This window comes from Caballeronia sp. GAWG1-5s-s, from assembly GCF_023631445.1.
Taxonomy (GTDB): Bacteria; Pseudomonadota; Gammaproteobacteria; order Burkholderiales; family Burkholderiaceae; genus Caballeronia.
The window spans coordinates 209229-224065 of record NZ_JALQDC010000033.1 but is presented as its reverse complement, the minus strand read 5'-3'; the positions used below and the strand labels follow the sequence as shown (position 1 = coordinate 224065).

13 protein-coding genes are annotated in these 14837 nt (G+C 61.9%); 7 read left to right on the top strand and 6 right to left on the bottom strand.

Features of this window, described 5'->3' with window-relative positions:
* Positions 1–10 precede the first annotated feature (10 nt).
* The 4 genes from tssC to NCR34_RS25220 are packed head-to-tail and all read right to left on the bottom strand — an operon-like array spanning position 11 to position 3679.
* The gene (gene tssC / locus NCR34_RS25235) at positions 11–1519 is read right to left on the bottom strand and encodes a type VI secretion system contractile sheath large subunit (protein ID WP_248323884.1); all 1509 of its coding nucleotides are present in this window, start codon (positions 1517–1519) and stop codon (positions 11–13) included.
* A 4-nt stretch (positions 1520–1523) separates the two neighbouring features.
* On the bottom strand, positions 1524–2054 hold the full coding sequence (tssB, locus tag NCR34_RS25230) for a type VI secretion system contractile sheath small subunit (RefSeq protein ID WP_248323883.1): 531 nt from the start codon (positions 2052–2054) through the stop codon (positions 1524–1526).
* Between the two features lie 41 nt (positions 2055–2095).
* Positions 2096–3148 carry a type VI secretion system protein TssA gene (gene tssA, locus NCR34_RS25225; RefSeq protein WP_248323882.1) on the bottom strand — a complete coding sequence of 351 codons (1053 nt, stop codon included), beginning with the start codon at positions 3146–3148 and terminating at the stop codon, positions 2096–2098.
* Positions 3149–3193: 45 nt separating this feature from the next.
* Positions 3194–3679, bottom strand: coding sequence for an Hcp family type VI secretion system effector (locus tag NCR34_RS25220; RefSeq protein ID WP_248323881.1), 486 nt, complete (start codon positions 3677–3679; stop codon positions 3194–3196).
* Between the two features lie 459 nt (positions 3680–4138).
* Here NCR34_RS25220 and NCR34_RS25215 point away from each other — a divergent pair, with 459 nt between their 5' ends.
* From NCR34_RS25215 to NCR34_RS25205, 3 genes are all read left to right on the top strand, one after another.
* Positions 4139–4681, top strand: coding sequence for an RNA polymerase sigma factor (locus NCR34_RS25215; protein ID WP_248324232.1), 543 nt, complete (start codon positions 4139–4141; stop codon positions 4679–4681).
* Complete coding sequence (locus tag NCR34_RS25210) at positions 4678–5562, top strand: anti-sigma factor family protein (RefSeq protein ID WP_250501229.1); 885 nt, start codon at positions 4678–4680, stop codon at positions 5560–5562. Before NCR34_RS25215 ends, NCR34_RS25210 begins: the two co-directional genes overlap by 4 nt.
* A gap of 354 nt (positions 5563–5916) precedes the next feature.
* Positions 5917–6084, top strand: coding sequence for a hypothetical protein (locus NCR34_RS25205; protein ID WP_250501228.1), 168 nt, complete (start codon positions 5917–5919; stop codon positions 6082–6084).
* Between the two features lie 124 nt (positions 6085–6208).
* On the opposite strand, the gene NCR34_RS25200 is transcribed toward NCR34_RS25205, so the two are convergent.
* Positions 6209–6673: a hypothetical protein gene (locus tag NCR34_RS25200; protein WP_248323879.1), complete on the bottom strand. Its 465-nt coding sequence runs from the start codon at positions 6671–6673 to the stop codon at positions 6209–6211.
* A gap of 302 nt (positions 6674–6975) precedes the next feature.
* On the opposite strand from NCR34_RS25200, the gene NCR34_RS25195 reads away from it, so the two are divergent.
* Positions 6976–8139, top strand: coding sequence for a TIGR03118 family protein (locus NCR34_RS25195; protein ID WP_248323878.1), 1164 nt, complete (start codon positions 6976–6978; stop codon positions 8137–8139).
* Positions 8140–8489: 350 nt separating this feature from the next.
* Here the strand turns inward: NCR34_RS25195 and NCR34_RS25190 are convergent, their stop codons facing one another.
* Positions 8490–9734, bottom strand: a complete 1245-nt coding sequence (locus NCR34_RS25190) for a hypothetical protein (RefSeq protein WP_248323877.1) — start codon at positions 9732–9734, stop codon at positions 8490–8492.
* Between the two features lie 573 nt (positions 9735–10307).
* Here NCR34_RS25190 and NCR34_RS25185 point away from each other — a divergent pair.
* Genes NCR34_RS25185 through NCR34_RS25175 form a run of 3 tightly spaced genes read left to right on the top strand, consistent with a single transcriptional unit; the run spans position 10308 to position 14832 of the window.
* Positions 10308–12629 (top strand): DUF3141 domain-containing protein, encoded by a 2322-nt coding sequence (locus tag NCR34_RS25185; RefSeq protein ID WP_248323876.1) that lies wholly within the window; start codon positions 10308–10310, stop codon positions 12627–12629.
* Between the two features lie 45 nt (positions 12630–12674).
* A complete protein-coding gene (locus NCR34_RS25180; RefSeq protein WP_248323875.1) occupies positions 12675–13613 on the top strand; it encodes a phosphate acetyltransferase in 939 nt (312 codons plus the stop codon).
* Positions 13614–13617: 4 nt separating this feature from the next.
* Positions 13618–14832 (top strand): acetate/propionate family kinase, encoded by a 1215-nt coding sequence (locus tag NCR34_RS25175; RefSeq protein WP_248323874.1) that lies wholly within the window; start codon positions 13618–13620, stop codon positions 14830–14832.
* Positions 14833–14837 lie beyond the last annotated feature (5 nt).

Here is a 14837-nt window from a genome sequence, read left to right as displayed (position 1 = left end):
GGTGCGTGCTTTACGCGGTCTTCGCGGTCGGCAGCTTGGAGACGAGCCGCAGCGACACCGTCAGGCCTTCCAGCTGATAATGCGGACGCAGGAAGAACTTCGACGTGTAGTACCCCGGATTGCCCTCCACTTCCTCGACAACGACCTGCGCATCCGCGAGCGGCTTGCGCGCCTTCGTGTCGTCGGACGAATGCGCAGGGTCGCCATCGACGTATTGCAGAATCCAGTTCTGCAGCCAGCGCTCCATGTCGTCGCGTTCTTTGAACGAACCGAGCTTGTCGCGCACGATGCACTTCAGGTAATGCGCAAAACGCGAACACGCGAAGAGATACGGCAGGCGCGCGGCGAGGTTGGCGTTCGCGGTGGCGTCCGCGTCCTCGTACTCGGCGGGCTTGTGCAGCGACTGCGCGCCGATGAACGCGGCGAAGTCCGAGTTCTTCTTGTGCACGAGCGGCATGAAGCCGCTTTTCGCGAGTTCCGCCTCGCGCCGGTCGCTGATCGCGATCTCGGTCGGGCACTTCATGTCGACGCCGCCATCGTCCGTCGGAAAGGCATGCACGGGCAGCCCTTCCACCGCGCCGCCCGATTCCACGCCGCGAATGCGCGAGCACCAGCCGTAGGTCTTGAACGAGCGCGTGATGTTGGCCGCCATCGCATACGATGCGTTCGCCCACACGTAATGGCTGCTGTTCGCGCCGGCGGTGTCTTCTTCGAAGTCGAATGCTTCTACCGGGTCCGTCTTTGCGCCATACGGCGCGCGCGCGAGAAAGCGCGGCATGGCAAGACCGATATACCGCGAGTCTTCGGAGTCGCGCAGCGAGCGCCATGCAGCATGTTCCGGCGTCTGGAAAATCTTGGTCAGGTCACGCGGATTGGCGAGTTCCTGCCACGATTCCATCAGCAGCGCAGCCGGGTCCGCCCCCGCGATAAACGGCGCGTGTGCCGCCGCGGCGATCTTCGCCATTTGCGTGAGCAGGTCCACGTCCGGGCCGCTATGGTCGAAGTAGTAATCCGCGACCAGCGCGCCATACGGCTCGCCGCCGAACTGGCCGTACTCTTCCTCGTAGAGCTTCTTGAAGAGCGGGCTCTGATCCCACGCGACACCGCGATACTTCTTGAGCGTCTTGTGCAACTCGGGCTTCGAGATGTTCAGCACGCGAATCTTGAGCGACTCGTCCGTTTCCGTGCTGTTCACGAGGTAGTGCAGGCCGCGCCACGCGCTCTCCACTTTCTGGAAGGGCTCGCTATGCAGGATCAAATTGATCTGCGCCGTGAGCGCCTGATCGATCTGCGCGATGAGCGCCTCGATGGTCGCGAGGACATCGCCGGAAATCACTTGCGTGTCGCGCAGTGCCTGTTCGGCGAGCGTGCGCACCGCGTTTTCAACGGCTTCGCGGGCCCGCTCCGACTTCGGCTTGAATTCCTTTTGCAGGAGCGCGGAGAAGTCGCTCACTTCGGGCGCGGCCTGTCCGTATGCGACGTCCGTGGCGGCCTGCGGGTGGATGCTGAGATCGTTCATCGCGTCATGCTCCGTGGTTGGGCGCTTCGGTTTCAGACGTGCTCGGGCGCGGCTCGGCGGACAATGCGCGCATGAGTCCGGGTTCTTCCAGCAGACGAGCGATGAGCGCTTCGGCGCCGGTCTTGCCGTCCATGTACGTGAGAAGGTTCGCCAACTGCGTGCGCGCCTCCAGCAACTGCCGCAGCGGCTCGACCTTGCGCGCGATCGCGGCGGGCGTGAAGTCGTCCATCGACTCGAACGTCAGGTCCACGGCCACGTTGCCTTCGCCCGTCAGCGTGTTGGGCACCTGAACCGCCACGCGCGGCTTGACCGAGCGCAGGCGTTCATCGAAGTTGTCCACGTCGATTTCGAGGAACTTGCGTTCCGCGACGCTCGGCAGCGCCTCGGCCGGCTGACCCGAGAGATCCGCGAGCACCCCCATCACGAAGGGCAGGTTCACCTTCTTTTCCGAGCCGTAGACTTCGACGTCGTATTCGATCTGCACACGCGGCGCCCGATTGCGCGCGATGAATTTCTGACTGCTTTCCTTAGCCATGATGGGTTTCCTTCGGATATCTAACTAGATTACTGGGTTACTCATTCGACGCCGCCCAGATGCCTGAACTGATGCGCGCCATCCGGCGCGACGTCCTCGATGATCTCGATGAAGCTCTTGCCGACCAGCCTTCGCGCGCGCTGCAGCAGGACCGGCAGCGGGCTCGACGGCTCGTGTTCTGCGTAATACGCGCAGATGGCATCGAGCGTGTCGACCACGTCGCTTGCGTTGGCAATGCGCGGGGCCATGGCGATTCCGGGCATGGCCGGCTCATGCGCTGCCGATCCGGAATGGCTGCCCTCTTCACTGCTGTCGGTCTCCATCGCACCGCCCCGTCGCATCACCTGTGGATCGAGCGCCGCAACGCGGGCCGCGACGAACTCGTCGATGCGGGCAAGCGGCCGTGCCAATGCGCCGAAGTCCAGCGCCCGCGCCGGCCCGACGCGCTCGGTCAGCAGCGACTCGATCCGCACGAGCGAAGCCCGCGCCGACGCCAGCGCATCGCATGTGGCCCGCGCAGCCTCGGCGCCCGCGAGCGCGAAAGCGGCGTCGATGGTCGCCATGCTCGGCATCTCGCTGCCCTCCGCGAGCGGCAACTCGCCCGCCATCACTTCGAGGTCGCGTAACGCAAACGCGCGATGACCGCGCGGCGCGACGAACGGCACATCGCGCAGCGCGCCGGCGAGCCCTGCGGCATCGAGAAGTGCCGAGAGCGCATTGACTCGCGCGGTCGGGTCGCCATCGGCATCGTCTAGTTGCGGATGGACGCTGCCCCACTGCGTATCGAGCAAGCCTTCGATCAACGCGAGGCCGCGCGCCAGTCCTTCGAAGCCCTCGCGTGCGGTGCTCGCCTGCGTGTAATGCACGGCCACTCGCAAGTCACGCGTGCGCGCAAAGAGCGTCCTCGCAAGCGAGAGCGCGAGCGCCCAGTCGGGCGGCGTCGCCGCGATCACGACGCCGCCGTATTGCGCATCGGGCTTGCCCGCCACCGCCTCTTCGAGCGCACGGAAGTCGGCGCTGTATTCCTCGTCGTCGCCGCAGGGTGCGTGCGGCGTGATGTCGGTGAGCCAGCCAGCGATATCGGCGTGATTCATGTCGATGTCCCGATGCGTTGAAGGTTACGGCGGCGTGCTCGTCGGTCACTCCGACTTGTTCTCGGGGACGTTCCACTTGCCGGTCACGACCCCGCCCTTCTTAGCGCCGTTGTTGTCCTGCGGCTGATATTCGACCTTGTACTTGGCGAAGTTCAGCGAGACGTTTTCCGAAGCCTGGTCTCCACCACTCATGCCGACCGAATAGGTGCTGATGATCACTTCGTTCAGCGTGATCTTCATATATTCCACAGGCTCTTTTCCGCCCGCCTTGCGCATGGTGAGCACGACCTCGGGCATGTGCGCGCCTTGACAGCAGGCTTGCGCGATGGTCGGCGAACTCTTGTCGAGATACTTGCTGAACGAAAGGTCCTGCACCGATGCCGTCCCCGTCCCGCCGCCCGTTCCGCTGTGCGTGGTGCCCGTCTGCGCGCAGCCCCACGACCAGCTCAGGACTTCGATCTCTTCCTTGTGAACCGAGTCCTGTGATTCGCCCTTGATGTCGCCGAGCTTGATGAAAATGTCTACAGCCATGTCAGTCTCCAGGTAATGAATGTGCGTGTTACGGCACGGTGAAATCGCGTCGTTCGAGCGCGAAAGAGGTCGATGCGGTGCGGATTCGTTCGGTTTCCTAAGTACGCGGCGTGCTTTCTGCCACATCGGGAAAGCATCGAATCAGGTCGAATCTTGCTTGCCGGCGGCTTGCGTGAAGCGTTCGCGCATCGGTTCGGGACCGACTATGCTAAGAAAGCGTGTGCATGCGAAACACGTGTTTCGCATGACCGTTCTGCCTGATTGCCGGGCTTGGTCGAGGAGGGTCGCCATGATCTGTCTCCTATTCGTTCTTTCGAGTGCGCTTCGTTGCGCGAGCAGTGACCCGAAAACAGCCGGACTCGCCGGCTTATTCCGCACAAAAAATCGAAAAAGCCCTGGAATAAGCGGGCCGCTCGGGTGTTATCAATCATGAGCGCGCCGACACCAGGAGCTGCCCCGATGAACGACGACGACCTGCCCGCCGTCCTGCCGACACTGCTGCCGCGCCTGTGGCGCTTCGCGCTCAGGCTCACGCAGAACCAGCACGACGCCGAGGATCTCGTCCAGCGAGCCTGCGTGCGGGCGCTGGAGCGGCGCAATCAGTTGCAGCCGGGCACGTCGACGCTGAGCTGGCTCTTCTCGATCGTCCATTCGACGTGGATGAACGAGTTGCGCTCCCGGTCGATACGCAGCCGCGGCAGCATGGACTGGCAGGACGAGGAAATCGAGTCGTTGGCCGATCCGGGCGGGCACAATCCGGAAGTCGATTTGATGCACCGCCAGGTATTCAACGCGGTGGAAGCGTTGCCCGAAGCGCAGCGCGTCGTCATGGTGCTGGTGGCGATCGAAGGCCTGAGTTATCGCGAGGCCGCCGACGTGCTGGACGTGCCCATCGGCACGGTCATGAGCCGGCTTTCCCGCGCTCGGCTGACGATTGGTCAGCAATTCGGCGTGCAGGCGCCGGCTGCGGCACAGAAAGGACAAAAAGGGGAATCCATATGATGAATGTCGACGACACACTGCTGATGGCCTATGTCGACGGGGAACTCGCGCCGGAGCAACGCGCGGAAGTCGAAGCGGCCATCGCGCATTCGGACGATCTCGCGGGCCGTGTGGCCGCGCTTCAGGCGTCCGTGCTTCCGTATCGCGCCGCATACGAACGTCGTCCGGTGCCGCCGGTGCCCGAGAGTCTAACGCGCCGCATCGACGAGCTCGTCAGCGTGACCACCGCGCAAAAGCGCCGTCCGGCTCGCGCGAGCGGACGCTTTCCGATGCAGTGGGCAGCCGCTGCATTCGTCGCGGGCGCCATCTGCTCCGGCGTGCTGACGGGTTATCTCGGCGGGATGAATCCGCTGAAGCCCGGCGTTGATCCGTGGGTTCGCAGCGTCGCGGATTATCAGGTGCTATACGGACGCGATACCGTTGCGAACATTCGCGAAGACAAGGTGAGCACGGAGCAGGTTCTCGCGGACATTCATCAGCGCGATGGCATGCCGGTGAACGTGCCTGACTTGCGGCAGGCGGGACTCAAGTTCAAGCGCGTGCAGCGGCTCAATTATCACGACCGGCCGCTCATTCAAATGGTCTATCTGCCTGAACGCGGCGATCCCGTCGCGCTTTGCGTGATCGAAGAAGCGAAGAGCGATGAGCCCGTTCGTACGCAGCAGGTCGGCGAGATGAAGACTGTGACATGGCGCACCAACCGCCTCGCCTACGTGCTGCTCGCGAAGGACACGTCGCTCGATTTGCAGAAGCTCGGGCAAGGCATCGCGAGCGGCAAGGTGGCGGAACTGTATGGCCAGTCTGCCGAAGACGCGCCGCGCGCCAGCCTCGCGGCGCCGTGCGACGATGGTTCGCAGAACTGTCGCCGTACGGCGACATGACGCAGAATGCGCATGCAATGAACGGCGGGGGCCGCATCGTGGCCGTATGCGGCGACGCAAAAGCACATGCGGACTGCGCCGGCCTCGGGCAGTCCGCGCCCCCGTTCATGTTCCGACGAGACAGCCGCTAGTTACCTCTATCGTTAACTACCGTCGCTGATCTCGCCGTCGAGCGCTCTCGCCAGTGCGCAAGGTCGCTCCACAAGTCCCGTCCCTCCTATTGCGGGGAATAGCCCACCCCGCGAATAGCGACTGTTTCAATGCGCGCGTTGGTCCTATCTTCTGCTCATGCGCTGACGCGCTTGACAGTCGGATCGCGCAATCGCGCAATTGAACCGCCCTGGGAGGACTGCGATGACACGCGTAATCATCGGCATCTTGTTTCTGATCGTGCTGTGCGCCGGCTGCTATGCGCTGGCACACGGCGATGGTCCCATGACTTACTTCATGGACGACGATTCGCTCTTGTCTCAATGCCTATGCGAGCAGCAAGCGCTGCTCACGCCTGGCTCGCCGACGTGAATGTTGGCCGCATCGACCCTCGAACCCGCACCGCCTCGCCTTCGCGGAAGCGTCGGGCCAACAAGGGTCGTGAACGGAGCAGCCTTGCACGTCGACTCAGTCCCGAATCTCCAAACTTAATGGACTACTTCACCTCATTCGACGCTTCATGAGCCTGCGCGTCGTGTCCCGATGAAGGCAAGACCGTCAGGGTCTTATGCATTCCCATCGCGTAATGGCCGGGCATATTGCAAATCAGCACGTATCGCCCTGGCCGTAAGTTCAATGACAGACGCTTGCTCGATGCGTTGTGAACGTTTTCTACTTCGCCCATTTTTTTCAGCTGCCCTTCCACCACTTGACCATTCCTGACGGGCAACCGGCTTTCGTCGATGTTCGTCGACAAGACGACGAATTCGTGAACGGTTCCGCTTCTCGCCACATTCGTTACTTCGAACGAGACGCGTCCTGCTCTCGCTCTATCCGTGTCGAGCCGGATGGAGTCGTCGCCCAATGCGACATGGATCGTCTCGTTCGCCACGGCATTGAACGGGAGAACCATCGCGACGGTCATCATCAAACGATTCCACTGATACTGCCTGACTTTCATGGCTAGCCCCTCGTCGCATCCTGCGGCACGTGCAGCTTGTATATGAACGTGCCGGACACCGAATTCATTCCGCGCGCGCCTATCTTTTCTATGGCTCCGGCGTGTCCGGATATTCGTATATATGTAGCGGTTCTAATAACTCACACGAAGCGTTCGCGGCTTTCCATCCCAACCGCCCGAACGGACGACAGGAATTCGCTAAAGCCTTCGCATGCTCTGGAATATTGGAAACGTCACCCCGTTTACCTTGCTTCAGCTCTATTCGAGGAGCATGTCTCGTCAGTCGAGCCAAGGAGGGTGTCATGTCTCATTTCTCTGGATGTCTGAAAGCAGCAGTGGCGATCGCCGTCGCCAGCGGTTTTACGACCGTTCATGCAGACCACGGTGACGCATATGTCGTGAGGCCGCTCGTCTCGAACGTAGCAGGCGCGGCACCGAAAGTGGACGGCGTCCTGCGCAACGCCTGGGGCATCGCGTTCAGCCCTGCAGGCAGTCCTTTCTGGATCAGTGACAACGCTACGGGCTGCTCCACGCTGTATGACGGCGAAGGTACGAAAGTCCCTTTGCAAGTTGTCATTCCTCTTCCCGGAGGCGTCATACCGTCTAGCGCATGCCGCCCGGTCGTCCAAAAGAATTCACCGACTCCCGCGCCGGCTGCACCGACAGGAATGGTGTGGAACGCCTCGGCGGCGTTTCTTGTCCCTGGAACGACTATCCCCGCGGCTTTCATCTTCTCGACCGAAGACGGCACACTCGCTGCCTGGGCCGGCGGCCTCAGTCCTGCGAACAACGCCGTGCTTGCGGTGGACAATTCAGCCGTACCGTCCGTCGCGAATCACGCCGTCTACAAGGGCCTCGCGTTCGGCGTCAACAAAAGGGGACTCTTTCTTTTCGCCACGAATTTCCGGTCCGGCCGCATCGATGTCTTCGGGCCCAGCGGCGGAGTCAACGGCCGCTATATGAGCGCGTCGACAGACGGCGGCTTCGTCGATCCACAAATGCCGGCGGGCTATGCGCCTTTCGGCATCAGCAATATCGACGGCGATCTTTTCGTCACCTATGCCCAGCAAGATGACCAGAAGCATGACGACGTCGCCGGCGACGGCCGCGGCTTCGTCGATGTGTTCGATACCGATGGCCATCTGTTACGTCGCTTCGCCAGCCGCGGCACGCTGAATTCTCCCTGGGGCGTCACCCGCGCCTCGTTCGACTTCGGTCCTTTCAGCGGCAAGATATTGATCGGCAACTTCGGCAATGGACGGATCAATGTGTTCAACAACGACGGTGCCTTCGTCGATCAGCTGGAGGATGTATATGGCAATCCGCTGACCATCGACGGTTTGTGGGCGCTTTCACTGGGCGGCGGGCGCAACTCGAACTCGGACACCCTTTACTTTTCGGCAGGTCCGAACGAAGAGGCGAACGGGTTATTCGGGACTATTTCGCCGGTGCGAGGCCGCAAATGATGCTGGCTATGCCTTGCTAGCGTTCGCCTCGACGCAGCGCAGCGCGAGCGTACTGGCCGCTCGTCCTGCGACGCGGGGCATCGCGGAATGAGCGTCGGTGTCAACGCTTCGCAGTCGGCGAGTCATGAGTCACGGCACATGGATTTTCCTTCCATGCAACCTATCTTCAAACATGAGGCGTGCAGCGACGAACGATGTTCGTCTGCTGCTGCGCTTCGAGCAGCAACTTCGCGCTGTTGCTCGAGACATGAAGCAGACGCAAATCAAATGAACCCATGCCGCATGCACTGCACGAAATCGCCCGCGTCCTGGCTCGCACACGACACTGCCCCCGCATGCATGCTCGCAGCCTAAAAAACCAATCCGAAGAGTCGCTTGAGCAAATCTTCAAGAGACATCATTGTCAATGCGAGCGGAACAATCGGAACAAGCACCGCAGCGCCGAGCCGTACAATGGCATCGCGTGTGATTGGAGCAATGCGCATCGTCCGAACGACGTCGAAGCTATTGGCGAGATCCGCCAGCGACTGAATGTCTGCACTTCCCACTAGCGGCTCGTCTGAACGTGAACCGCTCTTCAGCCACTTGGCGTCGAATTCCCGCGTGTAACGTTCCGCCAGCGAGCCAAACTCACTCAAACCCGTTCGCTTTGCCTTGGCCAGCTGTGGCGCGAAAGCCAACAAAGGGGCGAAGACCAGGCCAAGCAGAAAGAGGACCATCGCGCCGGTTTCTGCCTTGAACTCCGTCAGTGCTGCACCGGCGAAGAAAATGCGATTCGCGAACTGCGCGGCCAGCATCGCACCATGCGCAACCAGCAGCGCCATGAACGCATAGACGGTGTTGGCAAGAAACCCCAGGCCGCCTACGCGATCAGGATGTGCGGGAACGAGGTCGAGTTCGATGCGCGATACCTGCCACAGAAAACGCGTCCACACGAACAACCGGAAATACCATCGGATGAGCAGGAACTGAAAGATAGGCACGCTCACATAGCCGTACCAGATTCCTGCCAGCGAGAGCGACAATCCACTAGCGCCCGGGACGGCGTACCATGTGGTCGTCGTTTGCAGGGCGGTGTATTGGCGCCAGACAATGAAGATTCCGACGCCGTACACCAGGGCGATCAGTAGCAGCTCCGCGGGCACCGAATTGCGCAGCCGGAATGCGGACCGGATTGCATCGTCAAAGCGCGTGACGGACGCCTCCGGAATGATGTGCCGGTCGAGAAATGCACGCGCGATCGGGCGCAGGCGCCGATGAACGACGAGCTCGGCGAGGATCAACAACGGCACGGCCACGAGAAAGCGAATATGGACTTCCATATCCAGCAAGAACGGAATCGCCACCGAATGGCCCCACAGATGCCCTTCCAGCGCGGAAAGCCCCAGCAGCGGCAGCCATGCGACAAGCGAGATGACGAGGATCCGCTGACGAACGAGATCCAAGGCATCATCGGCTATGTGAGCCTTGCGAAAAAGCTGGAAGAGCGGCCCGCCAAGTACCAGGGAAAAGTTTTGCGTATCGCGCAGGATTTCCTCTGCCGTCGGCGGCGCTTGTTGTGTCTTTTCCGGTACCAAGCCTGAATAGCGATTCATTGTCCAGGTGCCTCCTTCGTCGTGTTCCGCCGCAGTGGCGAGTTCACTGCTAGTGCTCAAGTCGACCATCACACGCGATTCTCGACCGTCGGTTCGATCGTAAGGCGACGTCGTTTTTCCGAAGTTAATCTACGTCAAGCGCTTGTCTTTCAGGCACGTGAAGACCGATGTGCGAAGCGCTCAGCATCGACTTAAGTAGTGGCTCACTACGATATGGACGTTAGGCTAACTACGTATCGAAGGGCGTTTCTGTTCAGCACCTTCAGAAGAAAATACCGGGGCGTCAGGAGAAAACACACTTGCATGACTCGCAGGAGGCCTGTTGCAATAACCCGATTGCAGCTTCGCCACGCCGGATGAGTCAAGGCATTGCTACGCGCGGCTTGTGCCGCCTTTAATGCGCATGATCTTGATTCAGCACAAAGTCACTGCACTCGTCGGTTGGCGGTTGCCGTAAGCAGCTTTAGTCTAATCGTCATCGTCCGCTGCTAGCTTCTGTATTCAAGCCGCGACTTAGCGCACGTGCCGGGTCGCACGCCGCTGTTCCCGCTCTTCGATCGAGAGGTCTACGTCATGGACGCAGCAAACCAATTGTCACGCAGTCGGGAGATCAACGCGAAGGTTGCGCGCATACTGAACGCACGGACCGAAAACGCGCAGAAGAATTTCACTGAGCGATTACACGCCGCGTTCGGCGGCGCCGGCACCGCGCCCGGCGCGAACGCGCGTGCGCCGACTCCGTGGGACACCTGGTCCTACGGGCTCGACCTGATTCAGCGTTCGGTCATGTTCTGGGATACGCTGCGCGAGCGCGGCACCGCATTCTACGAACGAAGCCGGCAAGAGCCGAAGCCGGTGCTGCACTTCGACTACGAGTTCGTCCTCGACGGCCGTCAGTTCGAAAGACCCGTTAATTACGCGCTTCTGAAGATCACACCGCCCGAAGGCGTGACCGTGGACCCACGCAAGCGCCCGTACCTCATCATCGACCCGCGCGCGGGACACGGCCCGGGCATCGGCGGCTTCAAGGACGATTCACAAGCCGGTGTCGCGCTGCGAGCGGGACACCCCGTGTATTTCGTCGTTTTCTTTCCCGATCCTGAACCGGGGCAGACACTGCTCGACGTCTGCGTGGCCGAGCAACAGTTCGTGAAGCGAGTTCGCGAGTTGCATCCGGACAGTGACAAGCCCGCGCTGATCGGCAACTGTCAGGGCGGCTGGGCCGCAATGATGCTCGCAGCCTCCGATCCCGGCGATACCGGCCCTATCGTGATCAACGGCGCGCCGATGTCTTACTGGAGCGGCGCCTGGAGCGAAGGCGAAGGCGACAACCCGATGCGCTACGCCGGCGGATTGCTCGGCGGCTCGTGGCTCGCGTCGTTCGCCGCGGATCTCGGCGCCGGCAAGTTCGACGGCGCACATCTGGTGCAGAACTTCGAGAACCTGAACCCGGCCAATACGCTGTGGGACAAGTACTACCACCTGTATCACAACATCGACACGGAACCGCCGCGCTTTCTCGACTTCGAACGTTGGTGGGGCGACTACTATCTGATGAACAGCGAGGAGATCGAGTGGATCACCCGCAACCTCTTCGTCGGCAACAAGCTCTGGTCGGGCGATGTCAAAGCCGCCAGCGGCAAGGCATTCGATCTGCGCGACATCCGCTCGCCGATCATTCTGTTCGCGTCGCTGGGCGATAACATCACGCCGCCGCAACAGGCCTTCAACTGGGTGGCGGACCTGTACGGCAGCACCGAGGAGATCAAGGCACGCGGCCAAGTCATCGTCGGTCTGATGCACGAGCATATCGGCCATCTCGGCATCTTTGTCTCTGGCAAAGTGGCGAAGAAGGAACATGCGCAGATCGTTTCCGTGCTCGAAGCCATTGAGTCTTTTGCGCCGGGCCTGTACGGAATGTCGATTACCGAACGCGAAGGTACGGACGGCCAACCCGATTACGAGGTCGAGTTTCGCGAGTATCGGCTGGAAGAAGTGGCGGCTCGCTTCAACCGCTTCGAGCGCGAGGACGAGAAGCCCTTCGAGGCCGTGGCCGAGATTTCCGAGTTCAATCAGCGTGCCTATGAACTATTCGCGCGTCCGTTCGTGCAGTCGATGTCGAACGATACGAGCGCGCGCATGCTGCGCGCCTTCCATCCACTGCGCTTCCAGCGTTGGGCGTTTTCGGACCTGAATCCGTGGCTCGCGTGGCTGCCATCGGCGGCGAACGCAGTAAAAGCCAATCGCCAGCCCGCAAAACGGGACAATCCGTGGTGCGCAATGGAGACGACCGGCTCGCAATTGATCAGCGCATCGCTCGACTATTACCGGGCAATGCGCGACGCCGGCATGGAAGCGGCATTCTTCACGATCTATGCGAATCTCTTCTCGGCGTATCTCGCCGATCACAAAGCTCCGGCGGAAAGTCCAGTCAAGACCGGCGCAGAGCCGCGCGAGTTGCCTTTCGTGAAGGACGCGCTCGCGGCGATCAGCGAAGGCGGTTACACGGAAGCCATTGCACGCGCGGCGGCGCTTCTTGCACGCAAGGGCGAACCGCTGCCGCTCTCGCGGCTCATCACGCGCCAGGAACTGGCGCAGGCGTATGCGGACTACCTTCCCGAAGTGCCTCCTGATCAATGGAGGCGCATCCGCGGCGAGCAGGAACTCATCGTCAGCTTCGAACCCGAACAGGCGCTCGCAACGTTGCCGCTGCTCATCGCCGACAAGAACGATCGCGCGCGCTTCGTCACGCTACTCGACGCGCTGATGACCGACGAACGGGTCCAGAGCACCAGCCCGACCGACGCGCAGCGGGCCATGCTGGATCGCATCCGCAATGTTCTCGCGGCAAAGCCCACGCGCGGCCGAGCCACCGCTGCACTCGCGCGACCATGACTCGTCCGGGCTATCGCATGCAGTCATCTTTTCGATGGAGGCACGATGGAAAACAAGCACGCGAAGTATCAACGGTTGATCGAGTTCTGCAAGAGCCTGCCCCCATTGCAAACGGCGGTCGTCCATCCCTGCGATTCGACTTCCGTTCAAGGCGCCGTCGAAGCGGCGCGCATGGGGCTGATTGCACCGGTACTGGTCGGACCGAAGGAGCGTATTGAAGCAGCGGCGGCGCAAGCCGGCATCTCCATTGCCGAATACCCGCTCGTCGATGCCCCGCACAGTCATGCCGCGGCTTCGGCCGCCGTTCAGCTCGTGCGCGAGGGCAAGGCCGAAGCGCTGATGAAAGGCAGCCTGCATACCGACGAACTAATGAGTGCGGTCGTCAACCGCGAATCGGGACTGCGCACGGAGCGGCGCATCAGCCACTGCTTCGTCATGGATGTGCCGCAGACCGAGCATGCGCTGATCGTGACCGACGCTGCAATCAACATCGCGCCGTCGCTCGACGTGAAGATGGACATTCTGCAGAACGCTATCGATCTCGGTCACGCGCTGCATTTCGAGCAAGTGCGCGTCGCCATCCTGTCCGCGATGGAAACCGTGAATCCGAAGGTGCCGTCCACGATAGAAGCCGCCGCGCTATGCAAGATGGTGGACAGGCACCAGGTGACGGGCGCGTTGGTGGACGGTCCGCTCGCGCTCGACAACGCAATCAATCTCGAAGCCGCGCGGATCAAGCACATCGATTCGCAGGTAGCGGGACGCGCCAACGTGCTGATGGTCCCCGATCTCGAAGCGGGCAACATGCTCGCGAAGAGCCTGTCGTTTCTGGCGGGCGCAGACGCGGCCGGCATCGTGCTCGGCGCGCGCGTGCCGATCATTCTGACGAGCCGCGCCGACGCCTTGCTGACGCGCCTCGCCTCATGCGCGGTCGCCACGCTCGTGGCAGAGGCGAAGCGCGAGACCCACAACGTGTTGAGGTAGCGTCATGGCCGACGTCATTCTGGTACTGAACGCAGGGTCGTCCAGCATCAAGTTCCGCGCTTTCGGCGTGGACGGCACGACCATGCATCTCGTGTTGCGCGGACAGGTCGACGGACTGGGCACGGCGCCCCGTTTCAGCGCGGTCGACAACGCCGGCAATACGACGGCTGAAGACATGAGCGCGCACGCTGGCCTCGACCACGAGGGCGCGATCGAGCATATTGGCGCGTTTCTGCGCAGCCACGGCGAAGGGCATCGTCTTATCGCTGTCGGTCATCGTGTGGTGCATGGCGGCCAGACGTACGCGGGGCCGGTTCAGGTGACGCCAGCGGTGCTGGATGAACTCGAAAAGCTAGTGCCGCTGGCACCGTTGCATCAGCCGCATAACCTGAATCCGATCCGCATCATCGCGCGAACGCGCCCGGAGTTGCCGCAAGTTGCCTGCTTCGATACGGCGTTTCACCGCTCGGCGTCTGAAGTGGCGCAGGCTTACGCACTGCCCGCCTCGATCACCGAAAAGGGCGTGCGCCGTTACGGCTTTCACGGCCTTTCGTACGAGTACATTGCGAGCGTGCTGCCGCGCCTGGCACCGGCCGCCCCGAGCGGCCGCACGGTCGTCGCGCATCTGGGCAACGGCGCGAGCATGTGCGCGATGGCTGGCGGCAAGAGCATCGCGAGCACAATGGGTTTCACCGCTGTCGACGGCCTGCTGATGGGCACGCGCTGCGGCAACCTCGACCCTGGCGTCATCCTCTACCTGATGTCCGAGCTGAAGATGACCACGCAGCAGATCGAAGATCTGATCTACCGGCAGTCCGGCCTGCTCGGCGTGTCGGGCATGTCGAGCGACATGCGCGCGCTGCTCGCGAGCGACGCGCCGCGCGCGCGCTTTGCCATCGACATGTACATCTACCGGATCGCGCGCGAACTCGGTTCCCTGGTGGCCGCGATGCAGGGCATCGACGCGCTGGTTTTCACGGCCGGCGTGGGGGAGAACGCCAGCATCATTCGCGAGCGCGTCGTGCGCGATGCAGCGTGGCTTGGAATCGAGCTCGACCCTGCCGCGAACGCGTCGGGCGGACCTTGCATCAGCGCGGCGTCGAGCAAGGCGACTGTCTGGGTCATACCGACGAACGAAGAACTCATGATCGGCCAGCATACGCTCGCGGCGATCAAGCCAACGGCGTCGACCAGTGGCGCCGCATCTCTGCCTGCATGAAGGAT

What these genes read in the sequence shown, in the direction of transcription:
- tssC (WP_248323884.1), bottom strand. Translation starts at nt 1,519, where the DNA reads ATGAACGATCTCAGCATCCACCCGCAGGCCGCCACGGACGTCGCATAC.
- NCR34_RS25205 (WP_250501228.1), top strand. Translation starts at nt 5,917, where the DNA reads ATGACACGCGTAATCATCGGCATCTTGTTTCTGATCGTGCTGTGCGCC.
- NCR34_RS25195 (WP_248323878.1), top strand. Translation starts at nt 6,976, where the DNA reads ATGTCTCATTTCTCTGGATGTCTGAAAGCAGCAGTGGCGATCGCCGTC.
- NCR34_RS25210 (WP_250501229.1), top strand. Translation starts at nt 4,678, where the DNA reads ATGATGAATGTCGACGACACACTGCTGATGGCCTATGTCGACGGGGAA.
- tssB (WP_248323883.1), bottom strand. Translation starts at nt 2,054, where the DNA reads ATGGCTAAGGAAAGCAGTCAGAAATTCATCGCGCGCAATCGGGCGCCG.
- NCR34_RS25220 (WP_248323881.1), bottom strand. Translation starts at nt 3,679, where the DNA reads ATGGCTGTAGACATTTTCATCAAGCTCGGCGACATCAAGGGCGAATCA.
- NCR34_RS25215 (WP_248324232.1), top strand. Translation starts at nt 4,139, where the DNA reads ATGAACGACGACGACCTGCCCGCCGTCCTGCCGACACTGCTGCCGCGC.
- NCR34_RS25200 (WP_248323879.1), bottom strand. Translation starts at nt 6,673, where the DNA reads ATGAAAGTCAGGCAGTATCAGTGGAATCGTTTGATGATGACCGTCGCG.
- tssA (WP_248323882.1), bottom strand. Translation starts at nt 3,148, where the DNA reads ATGAATCACGCCGATATCGCTGGCTGGCTCACCGACATCACGCCGCAC.
- NCR34_RS25190 (WP_248323877.1), bottom strand. Translation starts at nt 9,734, where the DNA reads ATGAATCGCTATTCAGGCTTGGTACCGGAAAAGACACAACAAGCGCCG.
- NCR34_RS25175 (WP_248323874.1), top strand. Translation starts at nt 13,618, where the DNA reads ATGGCCGACGTCATTCTGGTACTGAACGCAGGGTCGTCCAGCATCAAG.
- NCR34_RS25180 (WP_248323875.1), top strand. Translation starts at nt 12,675, where the DNA reads ATGGAAAACAAGCACGCGAAGTATCAACGGTTGATCGAGTTCTGCAAG.
- NCR34_RS25185 (WP_248323876.1), top strand. Translation starts at nt 10,308, where the DNA reads ATGGACGCAGCAAACCAATTGTCACGCAGTCGGGAGATCAACGCGAAG.